Origin of the sequence: Citrobacter sp. wls714 (genome assembly GCF_005281025.1) — a bacterium.
GTDB lineage: Bacteria > Pseudomonadota > Gammaproteobacteria > Enterobacterales > Enterobacteriaceae > Citrobacter > Citrobacter werkmanii.
In genome coordinates, this window is the sequence record NZ_SZWZ01000065.1 from 98,111 (window position 1) to 111,686 (window position 13,576).

Consider the following 13,576-nt stretch of genomic DNA (forward strand, 5'->3'; position numbering starts at 1 on the left):
GAAATGGATACCGCAGGATCGGACATTCAGGCAGGCCTGGTGTGCGATTCACCGTCGGCAATATTATCGAAGCAGGAGTTATGTCATGAGTAAACTGTTAGATCGCTTTCGCTACTTTAAACAAAAGGGCGATACGTTTGCCGAGGGGCATGGGCAAGTGATGCACACCAACCGGGACTGGGAAGACAGTTATCGCCAACGCTGGCAGTTCGATAAAATTGTGCGTTCTACCCACGGCGTGAACTGTACCGGCTCATGTAGCTGGAAAATCTACGTCAAAAACGGACTGGTAACCTGGGAAACACAGCAAACTGACTACCCGCGTACCCGACCTGACCTGCCTAACCATGAACCCCGCGGCTGTCCGCGCGGCGCCAGCTACTCCTGGTATCTTTACAGCGCCAACCGCCTGAAATATCCGTTAGTGCGTAAACGCTTGATCGAACTGTGGCGCGACGCCCTGACCCGCCAGTCCGACCCGGTGCTGGCCTGGGAATCGATTATGAACGACCCACAAAAATGCCAGAGCTACAAGCGGGTACGCGGTCGCGGTGGTTTCATCCGTTCCAACTGGAAAGAACTTAATCAGCTGATTGCTGCCGCCAACGTCTGGACGGTGAAGACCTACGGCCCGGATCGCGTGGCCGGCTTCTCCCCAATCCCTGCGATGTCGATGGTCTCCTATGCCGCAGGCACGCGTTATCTTTCCCTTCTTGGCGGCACCTGCCTGAGTTTCTATGACTGGTACTGCGACTTACCGCCCGCCTCACCAATGACCTGGGGCGAGCAGACTGATGTTCCTGAATCCGCCGACTGGTATAACTCCAGTTATATCATCGCCTGGGGATCTAACGTCCCGCAGACCCGTACGCCGGACGCGCACTTTTTTACTGAAGTGCGCTACAAAGGCACCAAGACGATTGCCATTACGCCCGACTACTCGGAAGTCGCCAAACTGTGCGATCAGTGGCTGGCACCTAAGCAAGGGACCGACAGCGCGCTGGCGATGGCGATGGGCCACGTCATCCTGAAAGAGTTCCACCTCGACAATCCCAGCGATTATTTCCTCAATTACTGTCGACGCTATACCGACATGCCGATGCTGGTTTTACTGGATACCCGGGAAGATGGCAGCTACGTGCCTGGACGTATGATGCGCGCCTCAGACCTTGTCGATGGTCTCGGCGAAAGCAACAATCCGGAGTGGAAAACCGTGGCCTTTAACAGTGAAGGTGAGCTGGTCGTGCCGAACGGCTCCATCGGCTTTCGCTGGGGTGAAACAGGCAAATGGAACCTCGAGTCGTTGGCCGCTGGGGCAGAAACAGAACTTTCCCTCTCGTTGCTGGGTCAGCATGATGAAGTGGCAGGGGTAGCATTCCCCTACTTTGGCGGCAACGAAAACCCCCATTTTCGCAGCGTCAAACAAGAACCTGTGCTGGTACGGCAACTTCCGGTAAAACGTCTCACCCTCGCCGATGGCAGCCGTTGCCCGGTGGTGAGCGTCTATGATCTGGTATTGGCGAATTACGGCCTCGATCGTGGTCTGGATGACGTTCATAGCGCACAAGATTACAGCGAAGTGAAAGCCTACACTCCGGCCTGGGGCGAGCAAATTACCGGCGTGCCACGCCGACATATCGAACAAATCGCCCGCGAGTTTGCCGATACGGCGCATAAAACGCATGGCCGTTCGATGATCATTCTCGGGGCTGGCGTCAACCACTGGTATCACATGGATATGAACTACCGTGGGATGATTAACATTCTGGTGTTCTGTGGTTGCGTGGGACAAAGCGGCGGAGGCTGGGCGCACTATGTGGGGCAGGAGAAACTGCGTCCGCAAACCGGTTGGTTGCCGCTGGCCTTTGCATTGGACTGGAACCGTCCACCGCGTCAGATGAACAGCACTTCGTTTTTCTACAACCACTCCAGCCAGTGGCGTTATGAAAAACTCACCGCTCAGGAACTCCTCTCTCCACTGGCCGATGCGTCGAAGTTTAGCGGACATTTGATTGATTTTAACGTACGCGCCGAAAGAATGGGCTGGCTGCCGTCCGCCCCGCAGCTTAACCTCAACCCATTGACCGTGAAAGCGAAGGCTGAGCTGGCTGGCTTGTCTCCTGTGGAATACACCGCACAAGCGCTGAAATCGGGTGATATCCGTTTTGCCTGCGAGCAGCCGGACAGCGGCCACAACCATCCGCGAAACCTTTTTGTCTGGCGCTCTAACCTGCTCGGCTCCTCCGGTAAAGGGCATGAATACATGCTCAAGTATTTAGTGGGTACCGAAAGCGGGATCCAGGGAGAAGCGCTTGGTTCAAGCGATGGCATTAAACCTGAAGAGGTGGAATGGCAGTCCGCGGCGATTGAAGGCAAGCTTGATCTGCTGGTCACGCTCGATTTCCGTATGTCGAGCACCTGTCTGTTCTCCGATATCGTTCTGCCGACCGCGACCTGGTATGAAAAAGACGATATGAACACCTCGGATATGCATCCGTTTATTCACCCGCTGTCAGCGGCGGTCGATCCGGCGTGGGAATCGAAGAGCGACTGGGAAATTTATAAAGGCATCGCCAAAGTGTTCTCGGAGGTCTGTGTCGGGCACCTTGGGCAAGAAACAGATGTCGTCCTGCAACCGCTGCAACACGACTCACCAGCAGAACTGGCGCAGCCGTTTGACATCCTCGACTGGCGCAAAGGCGAATGCGATCTTGTTCCAGGAAAAACTGCGCCTAATATTGCTGTCGTTGAGCGTGACTACCCTGCCACCTACGAACGTTTTACCTCGCTCGGCCCGCTAATGGACAAACTCGGAAACGGTGGCAAAGGTATCTCCTGGAATACCCAGGCGGAAGTCGATTTCCTCGGCAAGCTGAACTACACCAAGCGCGAAGGCCCGGCAAAAGGCCGACCGCTGATTGACACCGCACTGGATGCGTCGGAGGTGATCCTCGCCCTGGCGCCGGAAACCAATGGTCAGGTGGCGGTCAAAGCCTGGGAAGCGCTGGGGGCGATGACCGGACGCGACCATACGCATCTGGCGTTGAACAAAGAAGATGAGAAGATCCGTTTTCGCGATATTCAGGCGCAGCCGCGCAAAATTATCTCCAGCCCTACCTGGTCCGGTCTTGAAAGCGAACATGTCTCCTATAACGCAGGCTATACCAACGTCCACGAGCTGATCCCATGGCGCACCCTGTCCGGTCGCCAGCAGTTGTATCAGGATCACGCGTGGATGCGTGCATTTGGTGAAAGCCTGGTGGCCTACCGTCCGCCAATTGATACCCGCAGCGTCAGCGAAATGCGTGAAGTTCCACCAAACGGCTTCCCGGAAAAGGCGCTCAACTTTCTGACGCCGCATCAGAAATGGGGCATCCACTCTACCTACAGCGAAAACCTGCTGATGCTGACGCTGTCGCGCGGCGGCCCCATCGTCTGGATCAGCGAGACCGATGCCAAAGAGTTGGGTATTGAAGATAACGACTGGATCGAAGCCTTTAACGCCAATGGCGCGCTTACCGCCCGTGCGGTAGTGAGTCAGCGCGTGCCACCGGGAATGACCATGATGTATCACGCTCAGGAGCGAATCATGAACATTCCCGGCTCAGAAGTCACCGGGATGCGTGGCGGGATCCATAACTCGGTCACCCGCGTCTGCCCAAAACCGACGCATATGATCGGCGGCTATGCGCAACTGGCATACAGCTTCAACTATTACGGCACGGTCGGCTCTAACCGCGATGAGTTCATCATGATTAGAAAAATGAAAAATATTAACTGGCTGGATGATGAAGGTCGCGATCAGGTACAGGAGGCGAAAAAATGAAAATACGCTCACAGGTAGGCATGGTTCTTAATCTGGACAAGTGTATCGGCTGCCACACCTGCTCCGTCACCTGTAAAAACGTCTGGACCGGGCGCGAAGGGATGGAATATGCATGGTTTAACAACGTCGAGACCAAACCAGGGATTGGTTATCCGAAAAATTGGGAAGATCAGGAGGAGTGGCAAGGCGGCTGGGTTCGCGATGTTAACGGCAAGATAAGACCGCGTCTGGGCGGCAAGATGGGGGTGATTACCAAAATTTTCGCCAACCCGGTGATCCCGCAAATCGATGATTACTATGAACCGTTTACCTATGATTACCAACATCTGCATAGCGCACCGGAAAGCAAAAACCAGCCCACTGCGCGTCCACGTTCGTTGATTGACGGCAAACGGATGGACAAGATTATCTGGGGCCCCAACTGGGAAGAACTGCTCGGCGGCGAATTCTCAAAACGCGCCCGTGACCGTAACTTCGAGAAAATGCAGAAGGAGATGTACGGTCAGTTCGAAAACACCTTCATGATGTATTTGCCGCGACTTTGTGAACACTGCCTGAACCCAAGCTGTGTCGCTACCTGCCCGAGCGGTGCCATCTATAAGCGTGAAGAAGACGGCATTGTGCTGATCGACCAGGACAAATGCCGCGGCTGGCGCTTGTGCATCAGCGGCTGTCCGTACAAGAAAATCTATTTTAACTGGAAGAGCGGTAAGTCAGAGAAGTGCATTTTCTGCTACCCGCGTATTGAATCCGGCCAGCCGACGGTATGTTCGGAAACCTGCGTCGGGCGCATCCGCTATCTCGGCGTATTGCTGTACGACGCCGACCGCATTGAGGAAGCGGCCAGCACCGAGCATGAGACCGATCTGTATGAACGTCAGTGCGATGTGTTCCTCAATCCGCACGATCCGGCAGTTATCGAAGAGGCGTTAAAACAAGGCATTTCGCAGAATGTTATCGACGCCGCCCAACGTTCGCCAGTCTACAAAATGGCAATGGACTGGAAGCTGGCGCTGCCGTTACACCCTGAGTATCGCACCCTGCCAATGGTCTGGTATGTGCCGCCGTTGTCACCGATTCAGTCGGTGGCTGATGCCGGTGGCCTACCGCACAATGGCAACATTTTGCCGGCGGTGGAATCACTACGTATCCCGGTACAGTACCTCGCCAACATGCTCAGTGCTGGCGATACCGGTCCGGTATTGCGCGCGTTGAAACGTATGATGGCGATGCGACACTATATGCGCTCACAAACCGTCGAAGGCGTGACGGATACCCGCGCCATTGAGGAAGTCGGTCTTACGGTTGAACAAGTCGAGGAGATGTATCGCTATCTGGCTATCGCCAACTATGAAGACCGCTTCGTGATCCCGACCAGCCACCGTGAAATGGCGCGCGACGCTTTCCCGGAGAAAAACGGTTGTGGTTTCACCTTTGGCGACGGCTGTCACGGTTCGGATACCAAATTCAACCTGTTTAATAGCAGCCGTATTGATGCCATCGACATCACCGAAGTGCGCGATAAAGCGGAGGGTGAATAATGCAAATCCTGAAGATTATCGGACTGCTGCTGGAATATCCGGACGAATTGCTGTGGGAGTGTAAAGACGACGCGCTGGCGCTGGTGTCCAGCGATGCCCCAATGCTTACCGAATTTAGCCGGGGACTACTCAATGCCCCATTACTGGATAAGCAAGCCGAATGGTGTGAGGTGTTTGATCGGGGGCGTGCCACCTCACTGTTGCTATTCGAACATGTCCATGCCGAGTCGCGTGACCGCGGCCAGGCGATGGTTGATCTGCTGGCGCAGTATGAAAAGGTCGGGCTCCAGCTTAACTGCCGCGAGCTGCCGGATCATCTACCGTTGTATCTGGAGTATTTAAGCGTGCTGCCGGAGGCCCAGGCTAAAGAAGGATTACAGAATGTCGCCCCCATTCTGGCGCTGCTTGGCGGTCGTTTAAAACAGCGCGATACGCCGTGGTATCAGTTGTTTGATGCCCTGCTGCTGCTTGCCGGAAGCTCCCTTTCAAGTGACAGCGTCACCAAACAGGTTGCCGCAGAAACACGTGACGATACCCGTCAGGCGCTGGATGCAGTCTGGGAAGAGGAACAGGTGAAGTTTATCGAAGATAACGCCACCGCTTGTGAAAGTTCACCGTTACAAAACTATCAACGACGCTTTAGCCAGGACGTGGCGCCGCAGTATGTCGACGTCAGCGCGGGAGGTCCGAAATGATACAGTATCTGAACGTCTTCTTTTACGATATCTACCCGTATCTGTGCGGCACGGTGTTTATCCTCGGTAGTTGGTTGCGATACGACTACGGGCAATACACCTGGCGCGCCTCTTCCAGCCAAATGCTGGACAAACGCGGTATGGTATTATGGTCAAACTTGTTCCATATCGGCATTCTGGGGATTTTTTTCGGTCACCTGTTTGGCATGTTGACCCCGCACTGGATGTACGCCTGGTTCCTGCCGATTGCGGTGAAACAGCAAATGGCAATGATTCTCGGCGGTGTCTGCGGCGTGTTAACGCTGGTTGGGGGCGCGGGTTTGCTGGTGCGCCGCCTGACTAATCCACGCATTCGCGCAACATCATCCACCGCCGATATTCTGATCCTGTGCATACTGCTGGTTCAATGCATTCTCGGTTTAACCACTATTCCGTTCTCCGCACAACATCCTGACGGTAGTGAAATGCTGAAACTGGTCGGTTGGGCGCAGTCGGTGGTGACTTTCCAGGGCGGCGCATCTGCGCATCTGGATGGCGTGGCGCCGATATTCCGTGCTCATCTGGTGTTAGGCATGACAATATTCTTACTGTTTCCGTTCACACGTCTGGTCCACGTGTGGAGTGCGCCGTTTGAGTACTTCACCCGCCGCTATCAAATTGTGCGCTCGCGCCGCTAATTGTCTCTGATGTCTTATCCGGTCCGTAGACCGGATAAGACGCAGGGCGTCGCCATCCGGCATTTTGCACGCTATGATGCTTCTCCATCCCAGGGAGAACGCTAATGAAACCACAGGTTTACCACGTCGATGCCTTTACCTCGGTCCCCTTTCGCGGCAATTCAGCGGGAGTGGTGCTGCATGCTGACGGACTGAGCGAAGCGCAGATGCAGCTGATTGCCCGCGAGCTGCGTCATTCGGAAACCGCATTCCTGCTGACCAGCAACGAGAGCGATGTACACATCCGCTATTTCACGCCGACGGTCGAAGTCCCCATCTGTGGACATGCTACCGTCGCGGCGCACTATGTGCGGGCCAATGTGCTGGGGCTGGGCAACACTACCGTCTGGCAAACCTCGCTGGCCGGACGTCATCGGGTGGATATCGAAGCCATCGGGGATGACTATCGTATTAGCCTTGAGCAAGGAATACCTGGATTTGAGCCTCCGCTGGAAGGCGCTGTTCGTACTGCAATTATCCACGCGCTGCATCTGAGCGAAGACGATATGCAGCCAAGGCTGCCGATCCAGGTTGCCACCACCGGCCATTCGAAAGTGATGATTCCGCTAAAGCCTGAGGTAGACCTGGACGCCCTTTCCCCAGATTTGCAGGCGCTGGCGACAATCAGCCAACAAATTGGCTGTAACGGTTTCTTCCCTTTTCAAATCCGTCCGGGCGAAAACGCTACCGACGGCCGCATGTTTTCGCCTGCCATTGGTATTGTGGAAGATCCAGTCACGGGCAATGCCAACGGGCCGATGGGCGCGTGGCTGGTTCACCACCGGCTGATGGCGCATGATGGCAAAACGTTACGTGTTCAGGGGCATCAGGGCCGCGCGCTGGGTCGTGACGGTATAGTTGATGTGACGGTCACTATTCGTGATAACCAGCCGGAAAAAGTCACCATTACCGGTTCGGCGGTAATCCTGTTTCACGCAGAGTGGGCGATTGATTTTTAATCTATTCCTGTGGGCCGGATATAGCGATTACGCCGCATCCGGCACTATTCCCGATGGCGTTATTTCCCTGCTTCCGGGTGCGTATCAAACGCCGCCATTACCGTCGCCAATTCTGCTTCAGTAAATCCATGCTTCACATCATCCACGCCCAATCCAAACCGCGCCTGCAATAAGGCGTAAAGGCTGGCGACGTCGGGCAGATTAATCTGCTCTACCGCATGGCCATCCTGATAATGGGTAAAATGAAAATTGGTTAACGTAAATTTACCGCCGTCTGGCAGATGACGACACATCAGCAGATGATGACGAAAATGCGACTGCGGCCAATGCGCCGACCAGAAGTTGCCCATCAGATAATCGCTCTGATGCTGCATAACCAGGTCAAAACGGTACATTGATTGCCAGTGTTCGTGATGACGGAACTGCAAAATCCAGTCTTCACCGTCCTGAATCAGACGATACTCCCCGTGTGGTGTGTGCTGTGCAACATCTGCCTGCAGACGAATCGGTGCGGTCAGCGTTTGCCCACCAAATCCGACGTCAGCGATCCACTGTTCTCCCTGTAGCTCAACCAGCAGCAGACGATGCGTGCGTGGCGGTAGGCTTGACGGATTTGCCAGCACCACACGTCCAAGTAAACTGCGGACGGTAAAACCGATTTCGCGGAGCGCCCGCTCAAATAACCCATTTTGCTCAAAACAATAACCGCCGCGACGCGCCGTCACTAGCTTCTCTTCCAGCGATGCGTCGTCGAGTTGCATTTCGCGTGGCAGCAGCACATCGAGATTTTCAAAAGGAATGGCGCTGTTGTGCAGTAAATGCAGCGCTCGCAGGGTTTCAATGTTGGCGTTGGCCGAACCTGACCAGCCAATACGGGCAAAATAAGCGTTTAAAAAAGGCGTCATACCAGCTTCCTGTTTGTGTAATGTTGTACTTATAACGCATTTTTAATTTTACGCCCTCGATTTTGTGCGTTGTTCTTCCTCACGAGGCGACAAAATCGCTAATACCGTTAATATCTAAGTTAATTGTGGTGTGTTATCTCTCAGCCAAGGAGCATCCATGAGCCATTTTCGTCCTCTCGAATTAAAACATGCCAGCCGACTGCTAAATCACGGCCCGACCATTTTAATCACCAGTCGAGACGATCATACAGAGCGGCGGAACGTGATGGCTGCAGCATGGTCGATGCCCGTTGAGTTTGAACCACCGCGTATCGCGATTGTTGTCGACAAGACAGCCTGGTCACGTGAGCTAATTGAACGCAGCGGCATGTTTGGCATCGTTATTCCGGGAGTTGCCGCCGCCAACTGGACCTGGGCCGTTGGCAGCGTTTCCGGCCGTGTGGAAGATAAATTCAACTGCTACGGCATTCCTGTGGTGCAAGGACCGGTGCTGGGTTTACCGCTCATAGAAGCAAAATGCCTGGCCTGGATGGAATGCCGTCTACTGCCTGCAACGGCGGCGCAGGAAAAGTATGACACCCTGTTTGGGGAAGTGGTCTCGGCGGCCGCTGATGAGAGAGCCTTCGTGGAAGGACGGTGGCAGTTTGATGATGACCAGCTCACTACCCTGCATCACCTCGGGGGCGGAACGTTTGTCTCCAGCGGAAGACGCATTACCGCAGGTGAATAATTGTCTGCTAACGGATGGCAGCTCATGCTTTCCATCCCTCGCCGTGTTCTTAAAACTTCTGAAAAACCAGTCGGATGAATCGCTGTCCTTCCTTGCTGAATCATTTGTGTGAATTATAGTTAATCTTGCTCTAACTCAAATATCTATTCCAAACCGAATCAGTCAAAGCAGCATCCCCCAACTGTACTTATAAAGTGTCAGAGAGGTTTTACGATGCAACTGAATAGAATCGCACAAAGTTTTATCCTTGCCGGGTTACTCACCTCTGCCTCTGCTCCCCTGATTGCCGCTGAAGCGCCAAAAGACGCAACCGCTGCCACGCAACAAGCGAACAATGCGCTCTACAACCAACTGCCCTTCTCCGATAACACCGACTTTACCGATGCTCATAAAGGCTTCATCGCCCCTATTCCTCAGGATGTGATCAAAGGTGAGCAAGGAAATGTCATCTGGAATCCGCAACAATATGCGTTCATTAAAGAAGGTGATAAAGCCCCGGATACGGTAAACCCGAGCCTGTGGCGTCAGTCCCAGTTGATCAACATCAGCGGACTGTTTGAAGTGACGGAAGGCGTTTACCAGATCCGTAACCTCGATCTGTCCAACATGACGATCATTGAAGGTAAAGAAGGCGTCACCGTTGTTGACCCGCTGGTATCAGCAGAAACGGCCAAAGTCGGGATGGATCTTTACTTTAAAAACCGCGGTCAAAAACCCGTTGTCGCGGTGATTTATACACACAGCCACGTTGATCATTACGGCGGCGTACGCGGCGTTGTTGACGAAGCAGATGTTAAAGCGGGCAAAGTTAAGATTTATGCACCTGCCGGCTTTATGGAGGCGGCGGTGGCTGAGAATATCATGGCCGGCAACGTTATGAGCCGTCGCGCGAGCTATATGTACGGCAATCTACTAAAACCTGATGCCAAAGGTCAGGTTGGTGCCGGACTGGGAACCACAACCTCCGCGGGAACCGTCACCCTGATTGCGCCAACCAATATAATTGAAAAAGACGGGCAAAAAGAGGTCATTGATGGCCTGACCTATGACTTCATGTTGGCCCCAGGCTCCGAAGCGCCTTCGGAAATGCTGTGGTACATCGAAGAGAAGAAACTGATTGAGTCTGCTGAAGACGTCACTCACACCCTGCACAACACCTACTCCCTGCGCGGGGCCAAAATTCGTGAGCCGTTGCCCTGGTCCAAATACATCAACGAAGCGATTGTACGCTGGGGAGATAAAGCAGAAATCCTGATGGCGCAGCACCACTGGCCAACCTGGGGTAATGACAAAGTCGTGAACCTGCTGAAAAGTCAGCGGGATCTGTATCGTTACATTAACGACCAGACGCTGCGCATGGCTAACGAAGGTCTGACCCGCGATGAAATCGCCGCGAACTTTAAACTGCCGGACTCGCTGGCGCATACCTGGGCTAACCGCGGCTACTATGGTTCCATCAGTCATGATGTGAAAGCGACCTATGTGCTCTATCTCGGCTGGTTTGATGGCAACCCGGCAACGCTGGATGAACTGCCGCCGGAAGAAGCCGCGAAGAAATTCGTCGACTATATGGGTGGAGCGGATGCCATTCTGCAGAAAGCGAAAGCCGACTATGACCAGGGTAACTATCGCTGGGTGGCTCAGGTGGTGAGCAAAGTGGTGTTTGCCGATCCCAATAACCAGGCCGCGCGCAATCTGGAAGCTGATGCGCTGGAACAGCTAGGATACCAGGCTGAATCCGGCCCGTGGCGCAATTTCTACCTGACCGGTGCGCAAGAGCTGCGTAATGGTGTGGTTAAAGGCCCAACCCCGAACACCGCCAGCCCGGATACCGTACGCGCCATGACGCCGGAAATGTTCTTCGACTATCTGGCGGTACATATTAACGGGCAGAAAGCAGGTGATGCCAAATCGGTGTTTAACATCGACCTTGGCAGCGACGGCGGTAAATACAAGCTTGAGCTGGAAAATGGCGTGCTAAACCATACCGCCAATGCCGAGGGAAAAGAGGCTGACGCCACGATCACGCTGAATCGCGACACGCTCAATAAAATCATTCTTAAGGAAGTGACGCTGAAACAGGCTCAAGACAGCGGTGACGTGAAGATAACCGGCGACGGCGCTAAACTTGACGCTATGCTCGGCTATATGGATAAGTTCGAATTCTGGTTTAACATCGTTACACCGTAAACCTGTTGAAAACGGGCGGAAAATTCGCCCGTTTTATTTCACATGCTGTAGCCAGGTTTTTTAATTAACGTTGCCATCTGCGGCTTAATCTCCGCATCCCACACGCCCTGCCACGCCTCTGGCTCAACTTCATTCAGCGCCACGCTTACCGAGCTGTCTTTGCTTTGCAAATGACGAATAATGACTTCGGTAATATCCGCCGCCAGCGCGGATTTTTGCTCGTCGCTCAGATCGCGGGGAAAACATTTAATATCAACGTGCGGCATAGCAGGTTCCTTATTGTTTTGGTCAGAAAGCGTGTTTTCTCAAATAATCTTATTGTTTTTCAGCACAGTACGTAGCCTCGGATGCTGACAAACCGCATCGGCGATGGCGCTAATATTCGGCGTATTGTCCTGGAACCAGTCATGTCCTGGCCCCCAGCTACGCATCACGCAAATATAAACGTCCAGCAAGGTTAACTGCTCTCCGAGCGCGTACGGCTCGGCGCTTAGCTGGTTATTCAACCACATATAGAGAGATTTTCGATACTCAATACAATTTTTTTTCAACTGCGCCGGAGCATCCGGCACCCAGCGTTCAGGATAATCGGCATAGGTAAACGTGGGATAGACATTTGCCACCAGCCATATCAACAGACGCTGGAACTGCTGACGCTCGCTGCTCCCAACGGAGGGCGAAAGTTCTGGACAACGATCGAGGATCATCAAGGCGATCGCCGCCGTTTCCGTCATGACTTCGCCATTTTCCAGTACCAGTGTGGGCACCTGGCATAGCGGATTCATTGTCTTAAGCAGTTCCCGCGAAGGACCATCGCTATCAAAGCCGTCGACATTAATAAAACTGTAAGGGATCTCCGCCAGTGTGAGCATCACTTCACTGATGGCCGATCCCCAGCCCGGCACCCCATAGACCTTAATCATGCTGCAACCCTCAACGTTAAAACCCTAAGTGTAGAGCAGCATTCAACAACCTATGCAGACATGATTATTACTCTCATAATAACAATGATCGGATACCGGGAGATAATAAGCGATGCGTTCGAGTATGTTTGAATACATGTCCATTTTTATACAAGTTGTTGAGCAAGGGGGATTTGCCAGAGCTGCAGACGTGTTACACCTGCATCGCCCCGCAGTGACCAAAGCCATCCAGCACCTTGAAGACGAGCTTGGGGCCAAGTTGCTTAACCGCACAACCCGTAAAGTGTCGCTGACCGATGAAGGTGACGCTTTTTATCAACGCACAAAAATACTGCTCAGTGACGTTGATGACATCATGGCCTCTTTCTCGCCAACTCGCCCGCCACGCGGAAAACTCAGGGTTAATGCCCCTCTGTCGCTGGCGCACTCCGTGTTAGTTCCTGCGCTGAAAGATTTCCAGTCGCGGTATCCTGATATCGAGATGGTGCTCACCTCCACCGACCGTAGAATCGATATGCTTGCCGAAGGTATCGACTGCATGATCCGTATCGGCGAGTTACAAGACTCTTCCCTGATATCCAGGCGACTTGGTGAAGTAAAGATGGTGACCTGTGCGTCACCGGATTATTTGCAACAACATGGCGTACCGCAGACGCCAGAGGATTTATCCCGACACCAGGCACTTAACTTTTTCAGCGAGCGTCACCGCGAAGCGCTGGAGTGGACCTTCATCAGCGGAGGTGAAATTTTATCATTCACGCCCACCGGACGGATAAGCGTTGATAACTCCGATATATTGCTGACCGGCTGTTTATCGGGGCTCGGCATCATCCGCGGTGTGCATGCCGTGCTGGCCCCCTACCTCCAGTCGGGTCAGCTCGTTGAGGTACTGGCCGATTACATCGGGGAATCAAAACCGGTTTCAGTGCTTTACCCGGACAGACGTCATCTCGCCCCTCGGGTGCGGGTATTCATTGACTGGCTGTGCGAACTTTTTAGCCAACAAAAACTGCGGCTTCAGGGATTATTACAAAATCAGTAATAGTGAAGTTCCGCAACTGCGGTTTTTCACTCTCATCTGAATCGTTAAA

11 protein-coding genes are annotated in these 13,576 nt (G+C 53.5%); 8 read left to right on the forward strand and 3 right to left on the reverse strand.

Translation table 11 applies throughout. The features are described from left to right. Positions 1 to 85: 85 nt before the first annotated feature. The 5 genes from FDX11_RS14685 (at position 86) to FDX11_RS14705 (ending at position 7,737) form a co-directional block, all read left to right on the forward strand. On the forward strand, positions 86 to 3,826 hold the full coding sequence (locus tag FDX11_RS14685; protein ID WP_137398127.1) for a nitrate reductase subunit alpha: 3,741 nt from the start codon (positions 86 to 88) through the stop codon (positions 3,824 to 3,826). Further along, positions 3,823 to 5,367 (forward strand): nitrate reductase subunit beta, encoded by a 1,545-nt coding sequence (gene narH, locus FDX11_RS14690; protein WP_137398128.1) that lies wholly within the window; start codon positions 3,823 to 3,825, stop codon positions 5,365 to 5,367. The genes FDX11_RS14685 and narH overlap by 4 nt, the downstream gene beginning before the upstream one ends. Continuing rightward, positions 5,367 to 6,062, forward strand: a complete 696-nt coding sequence (gene narW / locus FDX11_RS14695; RefSeq protein WP_137398129.1) for a nitrate reductase molybdenum cofactor assembly chaperone — start codon at positions 5,367 to 5,369, stop codon at positions 6,060 to 6,062. The genes narH and narW overlap by 1 nt, the downstream gene beginning before the upstream one ends. After that, a complete protein-coding gene (narI, locus tag FDX11_RS14700; protein WP_038640663.1) occupies positions 6,059 to 6,739 on the forward strand; it encodes a respiratory nitrate reductase subunit gamma in 681 nt (226 codons plus the stop codon). Before narW ends, narI begins: the two co-directional genes overlap by 4 nt. A 104-nt stretch (positions 6,740 to 6,843) precedes the next feature. Beyond that, complete coding sequence (locus tag FDX11_RS14705; RefSeq protein ID WP_137398130.1) at positions 6,844 to 7,737, forward strand: PhzF family isomerase; 894 nt, start codon at positions 6,844 to 6,846, stop codon at positions 7,735 to 7,737. Positions 7,738 to 7,796: 59 nt separating this feature from the next. Here FDX11_RS14705 and nhoA read toward each other — a convergent pair whose 3' ends face one another. Continuing rightward, positions 7,797 to 8,642 (reverse strand): N-hydroxyarylamine O-acetyltransferase, encoded by an 846-nt coding sequence (gene nhoA / locus FDX11_RS14710; protein WP_061381316.1) that lies wholly within the window; start codon positions 8,640 to 8,642, stop codon positions 7,797 to 7,799. A gap of 157 nt (positions 8,643 to 8,799) precedes the next feature. On the opposite strand from nhoA, the gene FDX11_RS14715 reads away from it, so the two are divergent. Next, positions 8,800 to 9,372 (forward strand): flavin reductase family protein, encoded by a 573-nt coding sequence (locus FDX11_RS14715; protein WP_137398131.1) that lies wholly within the window; start codon positions 8,800 to 8,802, stop codon positions 9,370 to 9,372. Between the two features lie 213 nt (positions 9,373 to 9,585). Next, the gene (locus FDX11_RS14720; protein WP_137398132.1) at positions 9,586 to 11,562 is read left to right on the forward strand and encodes an alkyl/aryl-sulfatase; all 1,977 of its coding nucleotides are present in this window, start codon (positions 9,586 to 9,588) and stop codon (positions 11,560 to 11,562) included. 38 nt (positions 11,563 to 11,600) lie between these two features. On the opposite strand, the gene pptA is transcribed toward FDX11_RS14720, so the two are convergent. Both pptA and FDX11_RS14730 read right to left on the reverse strand, forming a co-directional pair. Then, the gene (gene pptA, locus FDX11_RS14725; protein ID WP_137398133.1) at positions 11,601 to 11,828 is read right to left on the reverse strand and encodes a tautomerase PptA; all 228 of its coding nucleotides are present in this window, start codon (positions 11,826 to 11,828) and stop codon (positions 11,601 to 11,603) included. 39 nt (positions 11,829 to 11,867) lie between these two features. Then, entirely contained in the window at positions 11,868 to 12,485 is a 618-nt protein-coding gene (locus tag FDX11_RS14730; protein WP_137398134.1) for a glutathione S-transferase family protein, read from the reverse strand. Positions 12,486 to 12,597: 112 nt separating this feature from the next. Between FDX11_RS14730 and FDX11_RS14735 the strand changes: the two genes are divergently transcribed. After that, positions 12,598 to 13,527, forward strand: a complete 930-nt coding sequence (locus tag FDX11_RS14735) for a LysR family transcriptional regulator (RefSeq protein WP_137398135.1) — start codon at positions 12,598 to 12,600, stop codon at positions 13,525 to 13,527. Positions 13,528 to 13,576: the final 49 nt, after the last annotated feature.